The 16,774-nt window shown below is 69.0% G+C and carries 19 protein-coding genes; 16 read left to right on the forward strand and 3 right to left on the reverse strand.

All coding sequences use genetic code 11. The features are described 5' to 3' along the window. Positions 1 to 9: 9 nt before the first annotated feature. The 4 genes from GON09_RS17095 (at position 10) to GON09_RS17110 (ending at position 3,459) form a co-directional block, all read left to right on the forward strand. Positions 10 to 507, forward strand: a complete 498-nt coding sequence (locus GON09_RS17095) for a MarR family winged helix-turn-helix transcriptional regulator (protein ID WP_213932817.1) — start codon at positions 10 to 12, stop codon at positions 505 to 507. After that, positions 504 to 1,751, forward strand: coding sequence for an MFS transporter (locus GON09_RS17100; RefSeq protein ID WP_213932818.1), 1,248 nt, complete (start codon positions 504 to 506; stop codon positions 1,749 to 1,751). Before GON09_RS17095 ends, GON09_RS17100 begins: the two co-directional genes overlap by 4 nt. Positions 1,752 to 1,808: 57 nt before the next feature. After that, complete coding sequence (locus GON09_RS17105; RefSeq protein ID WP_213932819.1) at positions 1,809 to 2,576, forward strand: SDR family NAD(P)-dependent oxidoreductase; 768 nt, start codon at positions 1,809 to 1,811, stop codon at positions 2,574 to 2,576. A 73-nt stretch (positions 2,577 to 2,649) separates the two neighbouring features. Beyond that, entirely contained in the window at positions 2,650 to 3,459 is an 810-nt protein-coding gene (locus GON09_RS17110; RefSeq protein ID WP_213932820.1) for an alpha/beta hydrolase, read from the forward strand. Here the strand turns inward: GON09_RS17110 and GON09_RS17115 are convergent. Both GON09_RS17115 and GON09_RS17120 read right to left on the reverse strand, forming a co-directional pair. Further along, on the reverse strand, positions 3,443 to 4,201 hold the full coding sequence (locus GON09_RS17115) for an IclR family transcriptional regulator (RefSeq protein WP_213932821.1): 759 nt from the start codon (positions 4,199 to 4,201) through the stop codon (positions 3,443 to 3,445). The genes GON09_RS17110 and GON09_RS17115 overlap by 17 nt on opposite strands. Beyond that, a complete protein-coding gene (locus GON09_RS17120) occupies positions 4,198 to 5,727 on the reverse strand; it encodes an APC family permease (protein WP_213932822.1) in 1,530 nt (509 codons plus the stop codon). The genes GON09_RS17115 and GON09_RS17120 overlap by 4 nt, the downstream gene beginning before the upstream one ends. Before the next feature lie 352 nt (positions 5,728 to 6,079). Between GON09_RS17120 and GON09_RS17125 the strand changes: the two genes are divergently transcribed. From GON09_RS17125 to GON09_RS17160, 8 genes are all read left to right on the forward strand, one after another. Further along, entirely contained in the window at positions 6,080 to 6,661 is a 582-nt protein-coding gene (locus GON09_RS17125) for a MauE/DoxX family redox-associated membrane protein (RefSeq protein ID WP_213932823.1), read from the forward strand. Positions 6,662 to 6,682: 21 nt separating this feature from the next. Further along, positions 6,683 to 7,297, forward strand: coding sequence for a redoxin domain-containing protein (locus tag GON09_RS17130; protein WP_213932824.1), 615 nt, complete (start codon positions 6,683 to 6,685; stop codon positions 7,295 to 7,297). Between the two features lie 102 nt (positions 7,298 to 7,399). Then, positions 7,400 to 8,068 (forward strand): methylamine dehydrogenase light chain, encoded by a 669-nt coding sequence (locus GON09_RS17135; protein WP_213932825.1) that lies wholly within the window; start codon positions 7,400 to 7,402, stop codon positions 8,066 to 8,068. Then, the gene (locus GON09_RS17140; protein ID WP_213932826.1) at positions 8,065 to 9,369 is read left to right on the forward strand and encodes a hypothetical protein; all 1,305 of its coding nucleotides are present in this window, start codon (positions 8,065 to 8,067) and stop codon (positions 9,367 to 9,369) included. Before GON09_RS17135 ends, GON09_RS17140 begins: the two co-directional genes overlap by 4 nt. Beyond that, positions 9,366 to 10,961 carry a multicopper oxidase family protein gene (locus GON09_RS17145; RefSeq protein WP_213932827.1) on the forward strand — a complete coding sequence of 532 codons (1,596 nt, stop codon included), beginning with the start codon at positions 9,366 to 9,368 and terminating at the stop codon, positions 10,959 to 10,961. Before GON09_RS17140 ends, GON09_RS17145 begins: the two co-directional genes overlap by 4 nt. Positions 10,962 to 10,970: 9 nt before the next feature. Beyond that, positions 10,971 to 11,312, forward strand: coding sequence for a cupredoxin domain-containing protein (locus tag GON09_RS17150; protein WP_213932828.1), 342 nt, complete (start codon positions 10,971 to 10,973; stop codon positions 11,310 to 11,312). Then, positions 11,309 to 11,632, forward strand: a complete 324-nt coding sequence (locus GON09_RS17155) for a cupredoxin domain-containing protein (protein WP_213932829.1) — start codon at positions 11,309 to 11,311, stop codon at positions 11,630 to 11,632. The genes GON09_RS17150 and GON09_RS17155 overlap by 4 nt, the downstream gene beginning before the upstream one ends. Positions 11,633 to 11,692: 60 nt before the next feature. After that, a complete protein-coding gene (locus GON09_RS17160) occupies positions 11,693 to 12,544 on the forward strand; it encodes a methylamine utilization protein (protein ID WP_213932830.1) in 852 nt (283 codons plus the stop codon). A 61-nt stretch (positions 12,545 to 12,605) separates the two neighbouring features. Here GON09_RS17160 and GON09_RS17165 read toward each other — a convergent pair whose 3' ends face one another. Then, positions 12,606 to 14,183 carry a TM0106 family RecB-like putative nuclease gene (locus GON09_RS17165; RefSeq protein WP_213934505.1) on the reverse strand — a complete coding sequence of 526 codons (1,578 nt, stop codon included), beginning with the start codon at positions 14,181 to 14,183 and terminating at the stop codon, positions 12,606 to 12,608. Positions 14,184 to 14,332: 149 nt separating this feature from the next. Here GON09_RS17165 and GON09_RS17170 point away from each other — a divergent pair, with 149 nt between their 5' ends. From GON09_RS17170 to GON09_RS17185, 4 genes are read left to right on the forward strand one after another with little or no spacing between them, the layout of a single operon-like run. Then, positions 14,333 to 15,016 carry a DUF6474 family protein gene (locus tag GON09_RS17170; protein WP_213932831.1) on the forward strand — a complete coding sequence of 228 codons (684 nt, stop codon included), beginning with the start codon at positions 14,333 to 14,335 and terminating at the stop codon, positions 15,014 to 15,016. A gap of 25 nt (positions 15,017 to 15,041) precedes the next feature. Beyond that, a complete protein-coding gene (locus GON09_RS17175; protein ID WP_213932832.1) occupies positions 15,042 to 15,533 on the forward strand; it encodes a hypothetical protein in 492 nt (163 codons plus the stop codon). 34 nt (positions 15,534 to 15,567) lie between these two features. After that, a complete protein-coding gene (locus tag GON09_RS17180) occupies positions 15,568 to 16,239 on the forward strand; it encodes a YcnI family copper-binding membrane protein (RefSeq protein WP_213932833.1) in 672 nt (223 codons plus the stop codon). Beyond that, entirely contained in the window at positions 16,236 to 16,769 is a 534-nt protein-coding gene (locus tag GON09_RS17185) for a copper resistance CopC family protein (RefSeq protein ID WP_213932834.1), read from the forward strand. Before GON09_RS17180 ends, GON09_RS17185 begins: the two co-directional genes overlap by 4 nt. Positions 16,770 to 16,774 lie beyond the last annotated feature (5 nt).

Consider the following 16,774-nt stretch of genomic DNA (forward strand, 5'->3'; position numbering starts at 1 on the left):
GGTGGTTCCATGTCTGATCTCGAAGGCGCCCCTCGATCCGACACTCCCCCGTTCGACGCGGAAGACGTCCACCGTCTGCGTATCGCGATCGGACGGATCTCCCGCCGCATGGGCATGTTCGCCTCGGAGGAAGGGCTGACGCGCTCGCAGTCGACCCTTCTCACGACCGTCGCCCGCCACGAGACGATCGGAGTCCGCGACCTCGCGGAGATCGAAGGGCTCAACCCCACCATGTGTTCACGCATGGTGGGCAAACTCGAAGACCACGGGTTGCTCACCCGGTCCCCCGACGCCGACGACAAGCGTGTCGTCCGCGTCCACATCACACCCGCCGGTGCCGCCCTGTCCGCGGAACTGCGCGCACGCCGCACCGCCATGTTCGCCCGGCACCTCGCCGACCTGAGCGAACAGCACCTCGACGCTCTGCACGACGCGCTACCCGCCCTCGAGGCCTTGTCGGAACGCGTCGCCGCTTCTCACCCCTCCGTCGAGGGGAGTCGCCTGTGACAGTGCTCGCCGACATCAGAGGACACACTTTCGCGGCCCTGCGCGGGCCCAACTTCCGCCTCTACATCAGTGGCCAGGCGATCTCGCTCATCGGCACGTGGATGCAGACGGTCGCGCAGTCGTGGCTCGTCCTCCAGCTCACCGGTTCCGCGACCGCCATCGGCATCGTGCTCGCACTGCAGACCGTGCCGATGCTGCTGCTCGGCCCCTACGGCGGTGTGGTCGCCGACCGCTCCGACAAACGCCGGCTCATGATCGGGTTGCAGACGCTCATGGGTGTGCAGGCCCTGATCCTGGGACTGCTCGTCGTCACGGACACGATCGAGCTCTGGCACGTGTACGTGCTGGCGGTGGCGCTCGGCCTCAACCAGTGTTTCGAGAATCCCGCGCGACAGTCGTTCATGCTCGAACTCGTGGGTCCGGAAGACCTGCGCAACGCGGTGAGCCTGCAGTCGGTGCTCGCGTCCTGCTCCCGTATGATCGGGCCGGCCGTCGCCGGTGTGGTCATCGCCGCGGGCGGACTCGGCGTGTGCTTCCTGCTCAACGCCGCGAGTTTCGTCGCCGTCGTCACCTCACTGCTCCGGCTCGACGTGTCCAGGCTCCAGCGGTCGCCTGCCGCAGCGCGCGCCAAGGGGCAACTGCGCGAGGGTTTCGCCTACGTCCGGCGCACGTCCGATCTGGCCGTTCCACTGCTGATGATGGCGCTCGTCGGATGTCTGGCATTCGAGTTCCAGGTGGTCCTGCCCGTCCTGGCCGATCACACCTTCGAAGCCGGTGCCGGCGCCTACGGTTTCCTCACCGCGGCGATGGGCGCCGGGTCCGTCGTGGGCGGACTCGCCGTCGCCACCTGGGGGCGGACGGGCACCAAACCGCTCATCGTCACCTCGCTCGCTTTCGGCATCGCCATGGCGGTCGCCGCGGCGGCCCCGAACCTCACCACGTTGATCGTGGTCATGGTGATCGTGGGCGCCCTGAGCGTGACCTTCACGTCCACCACCAACAGTTCGCTGCAGCTCGCTGCCGCACCGACGATGCGCGGCCGGGTGATGGCCCTGTGGTCGGTCGCCTTCCTCGGCTCGACGGCCATCGGCGGGCCCATCGCCGGATGGGTCAGCGAACAGTGGGGCGGCCGGGCCGGACTGCTGCTCGGTGCCGTCGCATGTCTCGTGGCCGCGGCAATGGGAGTCCTCGCACTGCGTCGCCGGACCGCGACCCCCGCAGAACCCGCGGACGTCACCGGTTAGGGTTCGTGACGAACGACACTCATATGCCGTAAGGCTTCGGGACAGGAGATACGAACAGTGGAGATTCAGGGATCCGCCGCACTGGTGACCGGTGCCGCATCCGGTCTCGGCGCCGCAACCGCGCGCCGCCTCGCCGACGCCGGAGCCACCGTCTTCGGCCTCGATCTGCAGCAGTCCATCGAGCGCGTCGGCGATTCCGCCCCCGCGGGCGTCACGCTCCTCGCCACCGATGTAACGAGCGGCGACGAGGTGCAGGCGGCCGTCGATCGCATCGTCGAGTCCGGTGTTCCGTTGCGCATCGTCGTCAACTGCGCCGGGGTCGGCTGGGCCGGCCGCATCCTGTCGAAGAACGGCCCGCACGACCTCGAGCTGTTCCGCACGGTCATCACCGTCAACCTGCTCGGCACGTTCAACGTCATGCGCCTGGCGGCCGACGCGATCTCCAAGACCGAGACGGTCGACGCGTCGGGTCAGCGCGGCGTCGTCGTGAACACCGCGTCGGTGGCGGCATTCGAGGGCCAAATCGGCCAGATCGCGTACTCCGCGTCGAAGGGCGGCGTGCACGGCATGACCGTCCCGGCCGCGCGCGACCTCGCGCAGTTCGGCATCCGCGTCAACACGATCGCCCCCGGTATCGTCGACACCCCGATGCTCGCCGGTGTCACCGAGGAGTACCGCAAGGGCCTCGAGGCCGGCGTGCCGTTCCCGTCGCGGCTCGCGCAGCCCGCCGAGTACGCGCAGCTCGTGCAGATGATCGTCGAGCACGACTACCTCAACGGCGAGACCATCCGCATGGACGGCGCCCTGCGCATGGCGCCGCGCTAGGCGGCTTCGCCGCCCGTGCGCGTTTCCGGTGGTTCCCACTACCGGAAACGCGCACGTGCGCTAGACCGGTCACATGCGGATCGTTCTCGCCGTTCTCCTCGTCGTCGCGCTCGTCGGCGTCGCCGGGTGGGCGCTGCAACGACGCCTGATCTATCTGCCCGACATCTCCACTCCCCCGTCCGCCGCGATCGTCCTGCCGGGTGCCGAGGACGTCGTGCTCAGAACGTCGGACGGTCTCGAGCTCGACGCCTGGTTCGTGCCCGGTCGGAACCCCGAGGGTCCCGGGCATGGATTCACCGTCCTGCTCGCCGCCGGTAACGGGGGCAACCGCCTCGGTCGCGCCGACACCGCCGCCGACCTCGCCGCGGCAGGCTTCTCGACGCTGCTGCTCGACTACCGCGGTTACGGCGGCAACCCCGGCAGCCCCACCGAGGAGGGTCTCGCCGCCGATGCCCGCGCGGCGCTGGATCATCTCCGCTCGCGCGACGACGTCGACCCCGCCCGGGTGCTGTACTTCGGGGAGAGCCTCGGTTGCGCGGTCGTCACCGCACTGGCCGTCGACGAACCTCCGGCCGGGATGCTGCTGCGCTCGCCGTTCACCGATCTCGCCGCCGTCGCCCGGCACCACTATCCGTTCGTGCCCGCCGCCCTGGTGAAGGACGACTTCCCCGTCGCCGGGCTCGTCGCCCGCATCGACGTGCCGATCACGGTCGTGTACGGCACCGCCGACACCATCGTCCCGCCGGCGCAGAGCGCATCGGTCGCCGATGCGGCCCGGCAGTTGTCCGAGCGGGTGGAGCTCGCCGGTCTCGAACACAACGACCCGCCGATGTTCGGCGCGCCCGTGGTGGAGGCGCTGATCCGGCTCACAGCAGGCCTGTGAGCCGCGCCGACCCGTCGACGAGGAACCTCACCAGATCGGGATCGGGCTGCACCCTCGCGGCCGATCCGTGCAGGTACAACCCGCCCACCACGAACGACGACGAATCGCGGACCGGGACGGCCAGCGCTGCCCGCCCCAGCCGGGTCTCCTGGCATTCCTGCGCGTAGCCGAGCGAGACGATGTCGCGCAGTTCCCGTGCCAGCGACTCGCGGTCGCACATCGTGAACTCGGTCAGCCGGCGCAATTCGGCGTCCGGGCACACCCCCGGAACGTGCGCCAGCATCAGCTTCCCGATGGCGTTGGCGTGCAACGATTTCGACAGCGTGGTGATGGCGACGATCTCGTGGTCCGGATCCTGGTCGACGAACCGGAGCCGGCTCCCGGCGAAGGATGCGACGTGCAACCCGAACCGCGTGCACCCCCGAAGGTCCTCCATCACGTCGCGGAGCGACTCCGACGGGGTCGATTCCGTTGCGGCCTGGGCGAGTTCGGCGGTGCGACGACCGAGCGCAAAACCCGACAGGTCGGGAACCCGCACGAGATAGCCGTCCGCGACGAGCAGGTTCAGCATGCGGTAGGCAGTGGCCGGAGGCACTCCGGCGAACGCCGCGATCTCCTTGGCGGTGGTGCCGGGACCGAGCCGTGCCACGGCCTCGAGCATCCCCAGCGCCTTCTGCACCGCATGGGGTTGCCGTCCACCGAAGGGCGTCTCGGAGGACCGGATCGGCACGTGCGCGGTCACATCCGCTCCCCCGACGATTCCGGTTCCGCCGTGCCACCCGTGACGATCCGCGGCCGTCCGTGCTCGTCGAGGACCAGCGTCCCCGCACCCGGCAGCAGATCGGTGGTCTCGACGGTGTCGAAGGCTCCGATCGTCGCAAGACTCTGTGGACGGAGTCGTCGCAGCACCGAGCGCCAGACCGGCCCCGACACCAGGAGGACGACGAGTGCGGCCGGTACGACGAGCAGCGAGTGCACGATGCCGTCGACCGTCGTGGCCGCCAGCAGGCCACCACCGAGCAACGCGACGAACACCGCCGCGCTGCGGGTCCACGCGGTGTCCTCCCCGATGCGGTGCAGAAACCGCAGCGACGCCACCGCGACCAGCGTGTACGCCGCGACCAGCGCGATCTCGACGACGCCGTCGAAGACCGACGAATCCGCGTCCGCGAGCAGGGTGTACAGGCACGCACCCGCGACACTCACCGCGACGAACGCGACCACCGCGGGATAGGGCGTGCGCAGCGTGCCGTGCACCCGGGCCAGGGCGGACGGCAGCACCCGCTCGACACCCATCGAATACAACAGTCGGGATCCCGCTTGTGCGCATCCGAGCGTCGACGCGAACCACGAGCACGCCATGCCCGTTTTCACCGCGAGCACGACCGCCCAGGAGGCACCGGAATCGACACCGTCGAAATACGCTCCGACGATGAGCGATCCGCGTCCGGTCAGCGAGGCGGCGGCCGCGAAGACGAACAGCGCCCCGACGACCAGCGGGGTGACGATCACCGTCCGGCTCACGGTGACCAGCGGCCGACGGGCCTCGGGACCGAAGAACGCCGCGCTCTCGAATCCGGCCATGGACAGGACCGTCATCAACGCCAGGAAGGGCAACAGACTCAGAGGCGAGACCGGCAACTCGGTGGTGGCCGGGCCGCCCGCCGGTGAGACCAGCATGGTCGCGACGATCAATATCAGCGAACACGTTTCGACGACCAGGATGGCGCGGGTGGCGAACCGCACCCCGCGGACCGCGATCAGCGCGACGACCCCGCCGAGCACCGTCGCCGTCACCAGCCACGGCCCTGTCCCCGGAAGATACAGTCCGGCAAGCTCACCGATGTCGAGGACGGTGCGTGCCCCCTGGGCGAGCACAGAGATCGAGATGCCGAGATATCCGACGATGAGTGCCGTGCCCGTCACGAGCGCCGCGCGGGTACCGAGACCCTGGAAGACGAAACTGTAGAGCGAACCCGCCGCTGCCAGGCGTCGCGTGAACTGCGTGATGCACAAGGCGACCAGCACGACGACGCCGGTCGTCGCCGCGATGGTGAGAACACCACCCACTCCCGGATCACTCACGGTCATCCACAGGGCGATGAACACCATGCCGGTGGCGGGAGCGATCGTCGACAGCGACTGCCCGATCAGATCCAGCTGGGACAGTTGCCGGCGGCCGAGCGCATGCAGGGGTGAGCGCACGTGATCCCCGGTGGGTTCCGCGTCCTGCGCGCGGTCGATCGCCGCCCGGAGTGCTGACGTCACGGCCGTGTCCTTTCCCTGGTTTTCCCGGACGGTAATGCCGCTCTGTTACAGCTGCATTACCTGCGCGAACACCGCGTGAGGGCCGAGTGGGAATTCGTTCGGCACCCGGATGCGAGGTACATCACGTCACCGGTTCCCGGGCTCCCCCGCGTGAACGGGAAAGCGCACGTCACCGGTTCCCGAGAGTCGGGAATTCGACCACACGCGTTCTCGTTCGGGGTGTCTCCGTTCGTTTCTCCGGCGTCGCATGCGCGACTCGGGACCACAGCACGATATGTCCATCCCCACCTGCGGGGGATCCGCCGGGAACTCGACGAGGTCCCGAAGCGATACGGAAGGAGTGGTCGCACGCATGCTGTGGGTGCTGATCGCATCGATCGTCGGAGGCACACTGTTGCTTGCCGGCATCCCCAAGACCCGTGACCGCCAGGGTCTGCTGCGCACGGTTCGCGGATACAAGCTGTTGCCCGCACCGCTCGAAAGCGCGGTGTCGTTCGCGCTGCCCTGGACCGAGATCGTGCTCGGCGCGGCCCTGATCACGGGCCTCGCCGGACGATGGGCCGCTGCGGGTGCCGCGTTGCTGTTCGCGTGCTTCTTCGCGGGCCTGACGATCAACCTCCTCCGGGGCCGTCGTGACCTCGATTGTGGCTGTTTCGCATTCGGCGCCCACGACGTCCCGCGGATCGGGTGGTTCCATGCGGTGCGTGCCGGTGTGTTCGTGCTCGTCGCCGCGGGCCTGATCGTCGTTCCTGCCGGCGCCCCGTCGGTCGCCGAACATCTGCTCGCCGTCGCTCTCGCCGCGCTGGTGCTGGTCGTGGTCGTCACCGCGGTGCAGATGCGGTCGATCGTGCATCCGGGCCGCCGCCCGGTCGACGACCACCTGACGAAGGCCTCGATCGAACTCCGTGCCGCCTCGACCCTCTCGCGGTACTGACACATCCGAACGGAGAAATCTGTGAACACCTTCCTCCTGATCGCCGTCATCGTGCTGGCCGTCGCCGTCGCGGCGCTGTTCCTCATGTTGCTCGCCCTCGCCCGCGAGATCGGGCGCGTGCAAGTGCGTCTCGGCCCCCTCGGCGCCCGGATGATGGACACCGGTCCGAAGATCGCCCAGGTCGGCCCGAGCTTCCGCGGCCTGAAGGATCACCTCGGCCGCGAGATCGGCGTGGGTGGTCACCGCGACAAGGCACAGCTGCTGCTGTTCACCGCGCCGTCGTGCTCGACGTGCAAGAGCCTGCTGCCCGGCGTCAAGGCCCTGGCGAAGGCCGAGAAGGACCTCGAGGTCGTCATCATCTCGGACGGCACCCCGGAGGAGCATCGGACCTTCCTCGCCGGTTCGGGCATCGGTGCCGAACTCAGCTACGTCGACGCCCGCGACGTGGGCATCGCCTACCAGGTGGGCACCACGCCCTACGGCGTGATCCTCGACGAGCACGGAAAGATCCAGGCCAAGGGTCTGTGCAATCACATGGCGCAGGTCGAATCCCTCCTCAACGCACTCGAATCCGGTACGCCGTCGCTGCAGCACCTGCACGAGGCAGCCAAGACTCGCGCCGCAGCAGGACTGTGATCTGCGAGCGCCGACCGCGCCGTCGGTACGGGCGGAATCTCATCACCTTCTCGAGATCGGAGTACGTCGTTGGACCTCACACCCTCATCCGGTGAACCGGAGATGCACGAGAACCGATATCCGGTGGACGAAGCCACCGTCAAGGAACAGGCCGAGTGGATGGCCGGTCGCGGCGGGTCGCTCGTCGGCCGGGCCGGACGCAGGATGTCCGAGCGGGTCTCCCGGCGCTCGGTGATCAGCAGGATCGGCCGGTGGACGATGGGTGTTTCCGGTGTGGCACTGATCGGTTCGCTGCCCGTCACCCGCACGGCGCTGGCGCAGGAGCCGCCGGCCCCGGCACCGTCGGCACCCGAACCGCTCGTGCCGGTCTACGACGGCAAGGATCCCGCCGAGTGCGAGTACTGGCGCTGGTGCAACATGGACGGCACCTCGTGCGCGGCCTGCAACGGCGGTGGTGTCACCACGTGTGCGCCGGGAAGCCGTCCCGGAGCGGAGTTCTGGGTGGGTTGCTGCACGCATCCCGACACCGGCAAGACGTATCTGATCGCCTACTACGACTGCTGTGGCGCACCGTCGTGCTCGAACGCGTTCTGCGGTGAGCCGGACATGCAGGCCATCATGTACAACCCGGTATCCGGCAGCTACGACCAGGAGATCATCTGGTGTGTGTCCGACGAATCCCAGTCGTACACCTGCACGATGGCACCGATCATCGGTGAGGACTGCCAGACCCGTCCCGCCGCACGACCGAAGGTGGGCGCCGGATCATGAAGCGCACCTCACGGGCGGTCGCCGCGGCCGTCCCTCTCGCCCTGGCCCTGTCCCTCGCGGCATGTTCGAGCGACGACGACTCCTCGTCCGCCGCGGCGGGCGAGGTCAGCTACCCGACCGTCCCCTACACCACTCCCGGTGAGGGCATCGCCCTCGGCCACGACGACCAGGAGATAGGTGACACCATTCCGGAACCGCTCCACGTCTCGGAGATCCAGCCCGCAAACGAGAACGAATTGCTCGCGGTGATGGGCGGATTCGGCAAGCTCGAGCTCGGCGTCAACATCATCGATCCGGCCACGGGTGTGGCCGCCGGCCGCGTCGTGGTGGGCCCGGGCATCTGGGATCCGGTCATCCACGGCTTCGTCGGCGAGACCACTTCCGACCCTGCGGTTCTCGCCGCGGAGGTGTGGCGTCCACGTGGTTCGCGTGGGGCCGCCGACTTCACCGTCACCACCTACTCCGGCGATCTCCTCGAGCCGGACGAGATCGAACTGCCGGATTACGCCCGCGTGCACTCGCGTCCCGGATCGAATGCGGTCACTTCCGACGGCAAGTACTTCGTGACCTGGGACGACGGTCTCTACGGCGTGCGCGTGGTCGACCTCGAAGCGGGCACGGAGAGCGGCGCGCTGCAGATCATCGGGTGCGGTCCGTTCACCTGGCTCGTCGATCACGAGATCTACAGCGTCTGCGAGGACACCCGCGAACTGATCCACATCTCGATCGACGACTCCGGCGTCCCCACCGAGACGGCACGCACCACAGTGCTGCCCGACGACTTCGTCAGTACCCGCAAGGTCACCTGGGCCGCGGATGCCCGGAAGGGACTGCTGCTCAGCGCGAACGGCGACGTCTTCGTATTCGACTTCTCGAACGGCCTGCCGGACGGCCCGATCGCTCCGATCGGGAATGCCGGTCAGGACAGCGGCCGATTCTCCGAGAGCGTCATCAACAATCCCGGCGATCGGATCGCCGTCGAATACACCGACACCGCGATCCATCCGCACTCCGGCCGCGGCGGTGACGTCGTGAAGATCGACCTGTTCGACGCGACCACCTTCGCGCCGATCCGCACGCTCGATCTCGCGACGCTCGGCTTGACGGACATCGCGTCCATGGCGTTCTCGGTGAACGGGGAGATCCTCTACGTCGTCGGCGCCGGCCCGGAGGTCGACGGCGGGTCGACGCAGAAGATCATCGGTGTGTCCGCGAACAACGGTGAGCAGGTGAGCTCGGTGGACGTCACCGGCACCGTCGACGACATCGGCACCCTGCTGACCCCCCAGGTGATCCGATGACACGACCCGATACCGGGCTCGTGCTCGACCGCCGACGCTTCCTCCGCCTGGGCACCCTCGGCGCCGGGGCGATCGGGCTCGGCGCCCTCGGTTTCGGCGCCGTCGCCTGCAGTTCCGGTACGTCCGGGCAACAGGCGCCGGCAGCCGAACTCGACTACATCCGTCCCACCGATCCCGAGGTGGCCGCGGCCGAAGCGGCCCGCGCCACCTCGGGTGCGACGGCCGCCTTCGCACTCGCTGCGGGTGTCGGGGCCGTGGACCTCGGTGGGCGGATCGTCGACACGTGGACCTACGGCGGAGCCGCCGTCGCACCCGAACTGCGGCTGTCGAAGGGCGACCGCGTGCGGGTGTCGGTGGACAACGGGCTTCCGCAGGAGACCACGCTGCACTGGCACGGGATCCGGATCCGCAACGACATGGACGGTGCGGCACCGGTCACGCAGCAACCGATCGGCGCCGACGGTGGCCGGTTCGAATACGACTTCGTCGCACCCGATCCGGGCACCTATTGGTACCACTCGCACAGCGGACTGCAGGCCGACCGCGGACTGTTCGGGGCCATGATCATCGAGGACCCGAACGACGCGACGGGGGCGGACGCCGACGCGGTGCTCGTGCTCGACGACTGGGTCGACGGGCTGGGCACCACCCCGGATGCGGTGTTGGCAGCTCTTAACCCGCAGGTTGCCGGGCACGGCCACGGGGGGCACGGCGGCGGGGCGCCCGCCGAACATTCGGACGCCGATATCGCTGCGGCGCAGCAGCTCACGTCGGCAGGACACGGGGATTCGGCCGCTCTCGGCGGGATGACCCAGCACGTCGCGTACCCGCTGCACCTGATCAACGGCCGCCCGCCGAACGATCCCGCCTTGGTGGAAGCCGCTGCGGGGCAAAGGCTGCGCCTGCGGATCATCAACGCCGCCGCCGAGACGCCCTACCGCTTCGCCGTCGCCGGACACGAACTGACGGTCGTCGCGGTGGACGGCTTCGACGTGCAACCCACGACCGCCGACACCGTGATCCTCGGGATGGCACAGCGGGTGGACGTGCTCGTCACCGTCCGCTCGGGTGCGTGGCCGGTGGTCGCGAAGGTCGAGGGACGCGACGGCTACGCGTCGACCGTGTTGCGTTCCCACGACGCGGTTCCACTGCCGAACCCCGATGTGGGAGGTGATATTCCGGAACTGAACGGGCGGCTCGTGCCCGAGAGCGAACTGCGGCCGGCCGAAGCGGTGATGCTCGAGAAGCGGGAGGTCGATCGCGACTACCGGGTCGAGCTCATCCAGGCGGGCGACCGCTACGTGTGGGGCATGGCCGGGGCCGACGCCGGTCGTCTGGTGATGAAGGAGGGTGAACGGATCCGGATCACGATGATCAACTCGTCGCCGATGTGGCATCCCATGCACACCCACGGCCACACCTTCGCCGTGCCGAGCTACGGCGGTCTTCGACGCGACACCGTCAACGTGCTTCCGGGGACCGAACTCGCCATAGAGTTCGATGCGGACAATCCGGGCGAGTGGATGTTCCACTGTCACAACGCCTATCACTTCGAGGCAGGAATGACCGCAAATCTGCGGTACATCCGGTGAGGACGAGATATGAAGAAGTTTCTTTCCGCAGCTGCGGGCACGGCGCTCGCGGTGGGACTGCTGACCGGATGCGGCAGTGCGGACGCCGACGAACCCGCGGTCGTCATCGAAGTGACGAACATGTCGTACAGCCCGGCGGAAGTCACCATCGAGAAGGGCCAAACCGTCCGCTGGCACTTCGACGATTCGGGACTGCCGCACGACGTGGCGGGTGACGGACCGCTCGAGGGTGACCTGAAGAGCGAACTGCTCACCGAGGGCACCTACGAGTACACCTTCGACGAGGCCGGCACGTTCACCTACCACTGCACGCCGCATCCCGCGATGGTCGGCACGATCATCGTCGAATGATGCGGATCCGGTGGGGTACGGCCGCGTTCGCGATGCTGGCCGCGACCTCGTGCGCCGGCTCCCCCACCGGGCCGGATGCGGAGATCGTCGTCCGCGACGTGCACTTCGCGCCGGTGGACGTGACCGTACCGGCGGGCGGCACCGTCCGGTGGACGTTCGACGACGGCGGGGTTCTGCACCACGTCGGATCGGAGGGCGAGTTCGACAGCGGCATCACCCCGGACGGGAGCTTCGAACACACCTTCACGACGCCGGGAGTCTACGAGTACCACTGCTCGGTCCACCGGTACATGACCGGAACCGTCACCGTGACCGGTTGACGGACAGCGCCGTCCGCCATCCGGTCGCACCCTCGAGCACCACAGCAAAGGAGCATCCCCATGACGGAAACACTCGTGCGTGAGCCATTGGCCCACCCACCCCTGGGAGTCGACGTACCGGAGATACGCCCGACACTCGAGAACGCCGTCGCGAAGAAGACCCGTGGCGGCCTGATCGCCGGTGCCGCGGCGGTCGGCGCCGCCGTCGGTCTCGTCGCGGCCCCCTCGGGCCCCACGGCCATGACCGCCGCAGTGATCGCCACCGGTGCGGTGACGGCACTGGCCGCCAACTGGTCGACCTGCGGCATGTCGGTGGCCGGTGTGGTCGCCGCACCGAAACAGCCGGGACGTCGCGGGGCGTCGACCCCGGTCCGTCGGCTCGGCTGGCACGCCCTGGGATCGCTCGCCACGGGCATCCCCACCGGCGCACTCCTCGGTGCGCTCGGTGCACTCGTGACCGGGTCGGTGCCGTGGGCGTGGATGCTCGCCACCTGGGGTGTGATCGCGCTGGGTTACGGTCTGCACGAACTGGGCATGATCACCCTGCCGACGCCGATGCGGCGGCAGCAGCTCCCCCGGCATCTGCGGCGCACGATGGCACCGTGGAAGGTGTCGTTGCTGTTCGGCGCGCTCATCGGGCCCGGCTTCATGATCTTCATCCGATCGAGCGCGTACTACCTGCTGGTCCTCGGCGTGATCGCCGCGGGCTCGCCGGTGCTCGGCGCTGCGATGTTCGCGGTCGTGAGCCTCGGCCGGTGCATGCCGAGCGTGCTGGCGATCCTGCACACCCGCCGCGGTGGTTCGATGCCCGGCTTCCTGTCGGCGATGTGTGTCGTCGACCGGCGTGTCCAGACCCTCACGGGCGGTGTGCTCGTCGCCCTGGCGGCCTTCGCATCGGCAGCCCTGGTCTGACGGCTCGTGCGTGGTTCCGGTAGTCCTCACTACCGGAACCACGCACGGGGCGCGGAGCGCCCTACAGATCCTCGAGGTACGGGATGTCGAGCACGGCGCGATCACTCATCCACTCGCGCAGAACCTTCGTGGCGATCACGTCGTCCTCGTTGTATTCGAGCAACCGCACGCGCTGCGCCGGATCGGCCTCGCCCGACATACCCACGGCCTCGCGGTACCAGCTCATCGACGCCTCTCCCCCGGCCTCGGCGTCACGCCAGTGATGTCCGGCGATCGGCGCGATCTTCTTCAGCCCCTTGCCGTTCGGGCACACGAACTGGTCGGTGACGGCCTGGAAGATGTCGACCCACTCGTTCGAGCCGATGAACGCCTTGACCTCGGCGAGTTGCGGCACGCCCGGGAAACCGTGGAAGCGCCGCGCCGACGACAACAACCACTTGTCCTCCGCCGACCGCGAATAGCAGTACGCCGCAAAGGTCTTCCCACGACGTTCGGCGGCGCGACGCTGGTCCGACAACCAGCGCCAGAACTCGGCGAACGAACGCGCCTCGTCGTCGGTCGGTACGGGCTCCCATGTCGCGAACGGGATGTACTCCGACGACGATCCCGCATTGAGCAGCGTTCCCCACAGATATGCGCCGTGCTCGTGGTAGCTCTCCATGTCGATGTCGACCTCGACGTCGGCGCGATGGACGTGCACGTGCCGGTAGCGGCGCACGAGCGGCGCACCGGCGAGCCAGGCCCGCGCCGTGACGATCGCGTCCTCGAACGAACCCTGCGGCCACGCCTCGGGTTCCTCACCGTCCCACCGGGCGAGTCCGTCGATGGTGTGCACGTCGAGTTCACGCAGCACGGCGGCGCGTTGTCCCGGCGCGACCAGCGACACGTCGCGGCTCACCGTGAGTTCGGCACGGCAACGATCCCACCACGGGCAGGTCTTGCACTCGCCGATCTGCGACGGCGAGGTCGGGGTGCGACCCCGGGCGATCTCGAGACGGTCGGCCAGACGGGCGTCGTAGTCGTCGAGGATCGGATCGAGGTCGTGCACGAGGATGCAATCGCCGCCGTACCCGATCGCGCCGGCAACCTTCGCGGGGCTCGCGAGCCCGCGACGCTCGAGCATCCGGTACAGGTGCGCGAGCCGCATCTGGTCGCGCACCTGACTGCGCACCTTGCGGGTCTCGTCCACGGCGGGTGCCCACGAGAACAGATCGGTGGTGAGCGCGCCGCGTCCGGGATCGGTGACCTTGTGGTTGACGACGATCACCGGGATGTACCCGCCGTGCTCGGCGTCGCGCAGCAGGATCTCCGACCGTCCGCGACGGCCGGTGTCGGGTTCGCTCGGCAGGACCGCACCCCAGATCCGGTCGGCACCCGCGCGACACGCATCGAGCGTGCGCTCGGCACGCTGCCACATCGGGCCGTCGGGAGCGACGAGCACCCACCCGTCCGGGTCGGCGTCGAACAGCTTCTGACGGACCGCCTCGCGATGCGCAGCCGCTGCCTCCTGACGTTGCCGCGCACCCGGATTCTCGGGTGCACCTGCGAGTTCGTCGGGGAAGGTGGCATCGAGATAGACCCGGTGGCGGCACCTCGTCAGCGCAGCGGCCTCAAGAGCGACGGCTGTGCGCTGTGACACTCCGCGTTCGGGCCGCGGTAGTTCTCCGGTTGCGTCCACGACATTCCAGGGTATTCCCTGCACAGGCGACGGCTCGCAGCAGCACCGTCACGTTAGGCTGACGCGGGGCGCCGGAGCGTCGTGTCGTACCGAATGGAGGGTGCTGTTCGATGGGGTTGTTCACACGGAAGCGTCGCGCGACTCGCAGGGCGGAAGCGAAGGCGCTGAGGACCAAGGCGAAGCTCGAGGCCAGGCTGGTCGCGAAGAATCGACTCAAGAACGACCGGCGGGCGGCGAAGGCCAGAACGAAGATCGACAAACAGCTCGCGAAGTCGCAGGTCAAACTCGACCAGGAACTCGTGAAGTCGCAGGCCAAGCTCGAGAAGGAACAGATCGCGACGCTCAAGGCGCAGAAGAAGGCCGCCGAGAACCAGGGCCTCACCGCGGCGAAGGTGCGCCGCTATCTCGGCGTTGCACGCCTGCTCGCACCGGTGCTCGTCCCGATCGTCTACCAGGCCGTCACGGCGCTGCGCGGTCAGCTCGACGCTCGACGCGCGCAGCAGCTCGGGGTGCCGATCGACGAGCTGGGCTCGTTCACGGGTCACGGTGCTCGTCTCGGTGCCCGCATCGCGGGGGCGGAGCAGTCGCTCGCGAAGGTCGAGCAGCGCAACCCCAAGGACGCGGAGACGCAGAAGTTCGCCGCCGCGACCCGCGAACGGCTCGCCGACCTGACCGCCGCCGTGCAGACGGCCGAGCAGATGCCGACCGCACGCCGGAAGCCGGCGCACGCGGCGATCGCGTCGGAACTCGACGGCATCGAAGCGGATCTCCTCGCACGCCTCGGCGTGCGCTGACCGAGCAGGATCGAGCACGACAGCAGTGACCAGGTACCCGACCGTTCTCGGCACCACCGCGGGCATCACCACCGCGGTGCTGGCGGTGGCCGCCCACGGCACCGCCGGCGGCGGTGTGCCGACGGGACCGGTCGCGGTACTGCTGGTCGCGGTCGCGGCGATCGTCGGGATCCTCGGCGCGCACCAGCCGGCGCTGCCTTCGCTGGTGCTCCTCGCCGGCGGGCAGGCGGCCACACACGTCACGCTCACCGTGTTGGCTCCGGGCCACGAGCACATGTCGGTGTCCATGCTGGGCGCCCACATGATCGCCGTGGTGGTGTGCGCCGTACTGCTCACCGCCGCGGCCCGCGTGTACGCGGCGTGCGGCACCGTGCTGCGGATCGTGCTGCTGCGCAGTCCCGGTGTCGACGCGCCCGCTGTGCTCGCCCCGACCTCGTCGACCGACCGTCTCGTGTGGGGACGCGCACCCCCCGCCATCTCGAGGAGAGGACCACCGCTCGCCGCGACCGTGTCGTGACGATCGATCCTCTTCCTACGAGAAAGACCCACATATGTTCGAGTTCTCCCGTCGCGTCCTCGTGGGCGCGACGACAACCGCTGCGCTGATGGTGGCGGGCGCCGGCATCGCCTCCGCCCACGTCACCGTCGTCGCACCCGGCGCCGAGCAGGGCGGCTACTCCGTTCTGACCTTCCGGGTCCCCACCGAATCCGAGACCGCCGGTACCACGGCCGTCACCGTGGAACTTCCGGGCCTGCGCTCGGCGCGTACCGAGCCGCTGCCCGGCTGGACGGCGACCGTCGAGAAGGATCCGGAGTCGCAGCTCGCGACCTCCGTGACGTGGACTGCCGAACCGGACGTGCAGGTCGGCCCGGGACAGTTCCAGCAGTTCGTCCTGTCCGTCGGGCCACTGCCCGAGGACGACGAGGTCGCCTTCCCCGCGATCCAGACCTACAGCGACGGCGAGGTCGTGGCGTGGGACGAGATCGCGACCGGCGACGAGGAGCCCGAGCGTCCCGCCCCGAGCCTGACCCTCGCGGCGAACAGCGGCGACGGGCACGGCGGCAGCGGCGACGCGCACGCCACCGACACCGGGCAGACCGCCGCGTCGCCGGAGGACACCACCGACAGCACCGCGCGGTGGCTCGGTGGTATCGGCCTGGTGCTCGGCGCGCTCGGTGCCGCACTCGGCCTCGGCGCCGTGATCCGGGGGCGGCGGGCATGAAGCGCATCCTCGTTCTCCTCGCCGCGCTGATCGCGGCACTGACCCTGTCCGTCGGCTCCGCGGCCGCCCACTCCGTGGTGCTGTCGAGTTCGCCCGAGGACGGCGAGCAGATCGCCGAGTCACCCGACCGGGTGACCGTGACGTTCAACGAGAACCTGCAGGAGCAGTTCGCGGCCCTGACCGTCGTCGGGCCGGACGGCAACCTGTGGTCGAAGAGCGATCCGATCATCGAGGGTGCGACCGCAGCCGTCGAACTCGACGGTCTCGGCCCCGCCGGTGAGTACACGATCGCCTACCGGGTGACCTCCGCCGACGGGCATCCCGTCAGCGGGACCCGCACCTTCACGCTCACCCAGGACGGAACCGGCACGCCCGGTGAGGCGGCGTCCGGTGACACCGCGACCGGCGAGACCGGCGCGGAGTCGGGCGAGAGCGACAGCAGCGGACCTGCCGTGTGGTGGTTCGTCGTCGCAGGTGTCGTCGTGGTCGCCGCAGGTCTCGCCTTGGCGTTGCGCAAGCCGAAGGCCTGACCCGC

Origin of the sequence: Rhodococcus sp. B50, assembly GCF_013602415.1 — a bacterium.
Lineage (GTDB): Bacteria > Actinomycetota > Actinomycetes > Mycobacteriales > Mycobacteriaceae > Rhodococcus.

Coding starts and splice junctions, on each gene's coding strand:
- GON09_RS17135 (WP_213932825.1), top strand. CDS start 7,400: ATGCACGAGAACCGATATCCGGTGGACGAAGCCACCGTCAAGGAACAG.
- GON09_RS17155 (WP_213932829.1), top strand. CDS start 11,309: ATGATGCGGATCCGGTGGGGTACGGCCGCGTTCGCGATGCTGGCCGCG.
- GON09_RS17110 (WP_213932820.1), top strand. CDS start 2,650: ATGCGGATCGTTCTCGCCGTTCTCCTCGTCGTCGCGCTCGTCGGCGTC.
- GON09_RS17125 (WP_213932823.1), top strand. CDS start 6,080: ATGCTGTGGGTGCTGATCGCATCGATCGTCGGAGGCACACTGTTGCTT.
- GON09_RS17095 (WP_213932817.1), top strand. CDS start 10: ATGTCTGATCTCGAAGGCGCCCCTCGATCCGACACTCCCCCGTTCGAC.
- GON09_RS17150 (WP_213932828.1), top strand. CDS start 10,971: ATGAAGAAGTTTCTTTCCGCAGCTGCGGGCACGGCGCTCGCGGTGGGA.
- GON09_RS17170 (WP_213932831.1), top strand. CDS start 14,333: ATGGGGTTGTTCACACGGAAGCGTCGCGCGACTCGCAGGGCGGAAGCG.
- GON09_RS17140 (WP_213932826.1), top strand. CDS start 8,065: ATGAAGCGCACCTCACGGGCGGTCGCCGCGGCCGTCCCTCTCGCCCTG.
- GON09_RS17180 (WP_213932833.1), top strand. CDS start 15,568: ATGTTCGAGTTCTCCCGTCGCGTCCTCGTGGGCGCGACGACAACCGCT.
- GON09_RS17160 (WP_213932830.1), top strand. CDS start 11,693: ATGACGGAAACACTCGTGCGTGAGCCATTGGCCCACCCACCCCTGGGA.
- GON09_RS17185 (WP_213932834.1), top strand. CDS start 16,236: ATGAAGCGCATCCTCGTTCTCCTCGCCGCGCTGATCGCGGCACTGACC.
- GON09_RS17145 (WP_213932827.1), top strand. CDS start 9,366: ATGACACGACCCGATACCGGGCTCGTGCTCGACCGCCGACGCTTCCTC.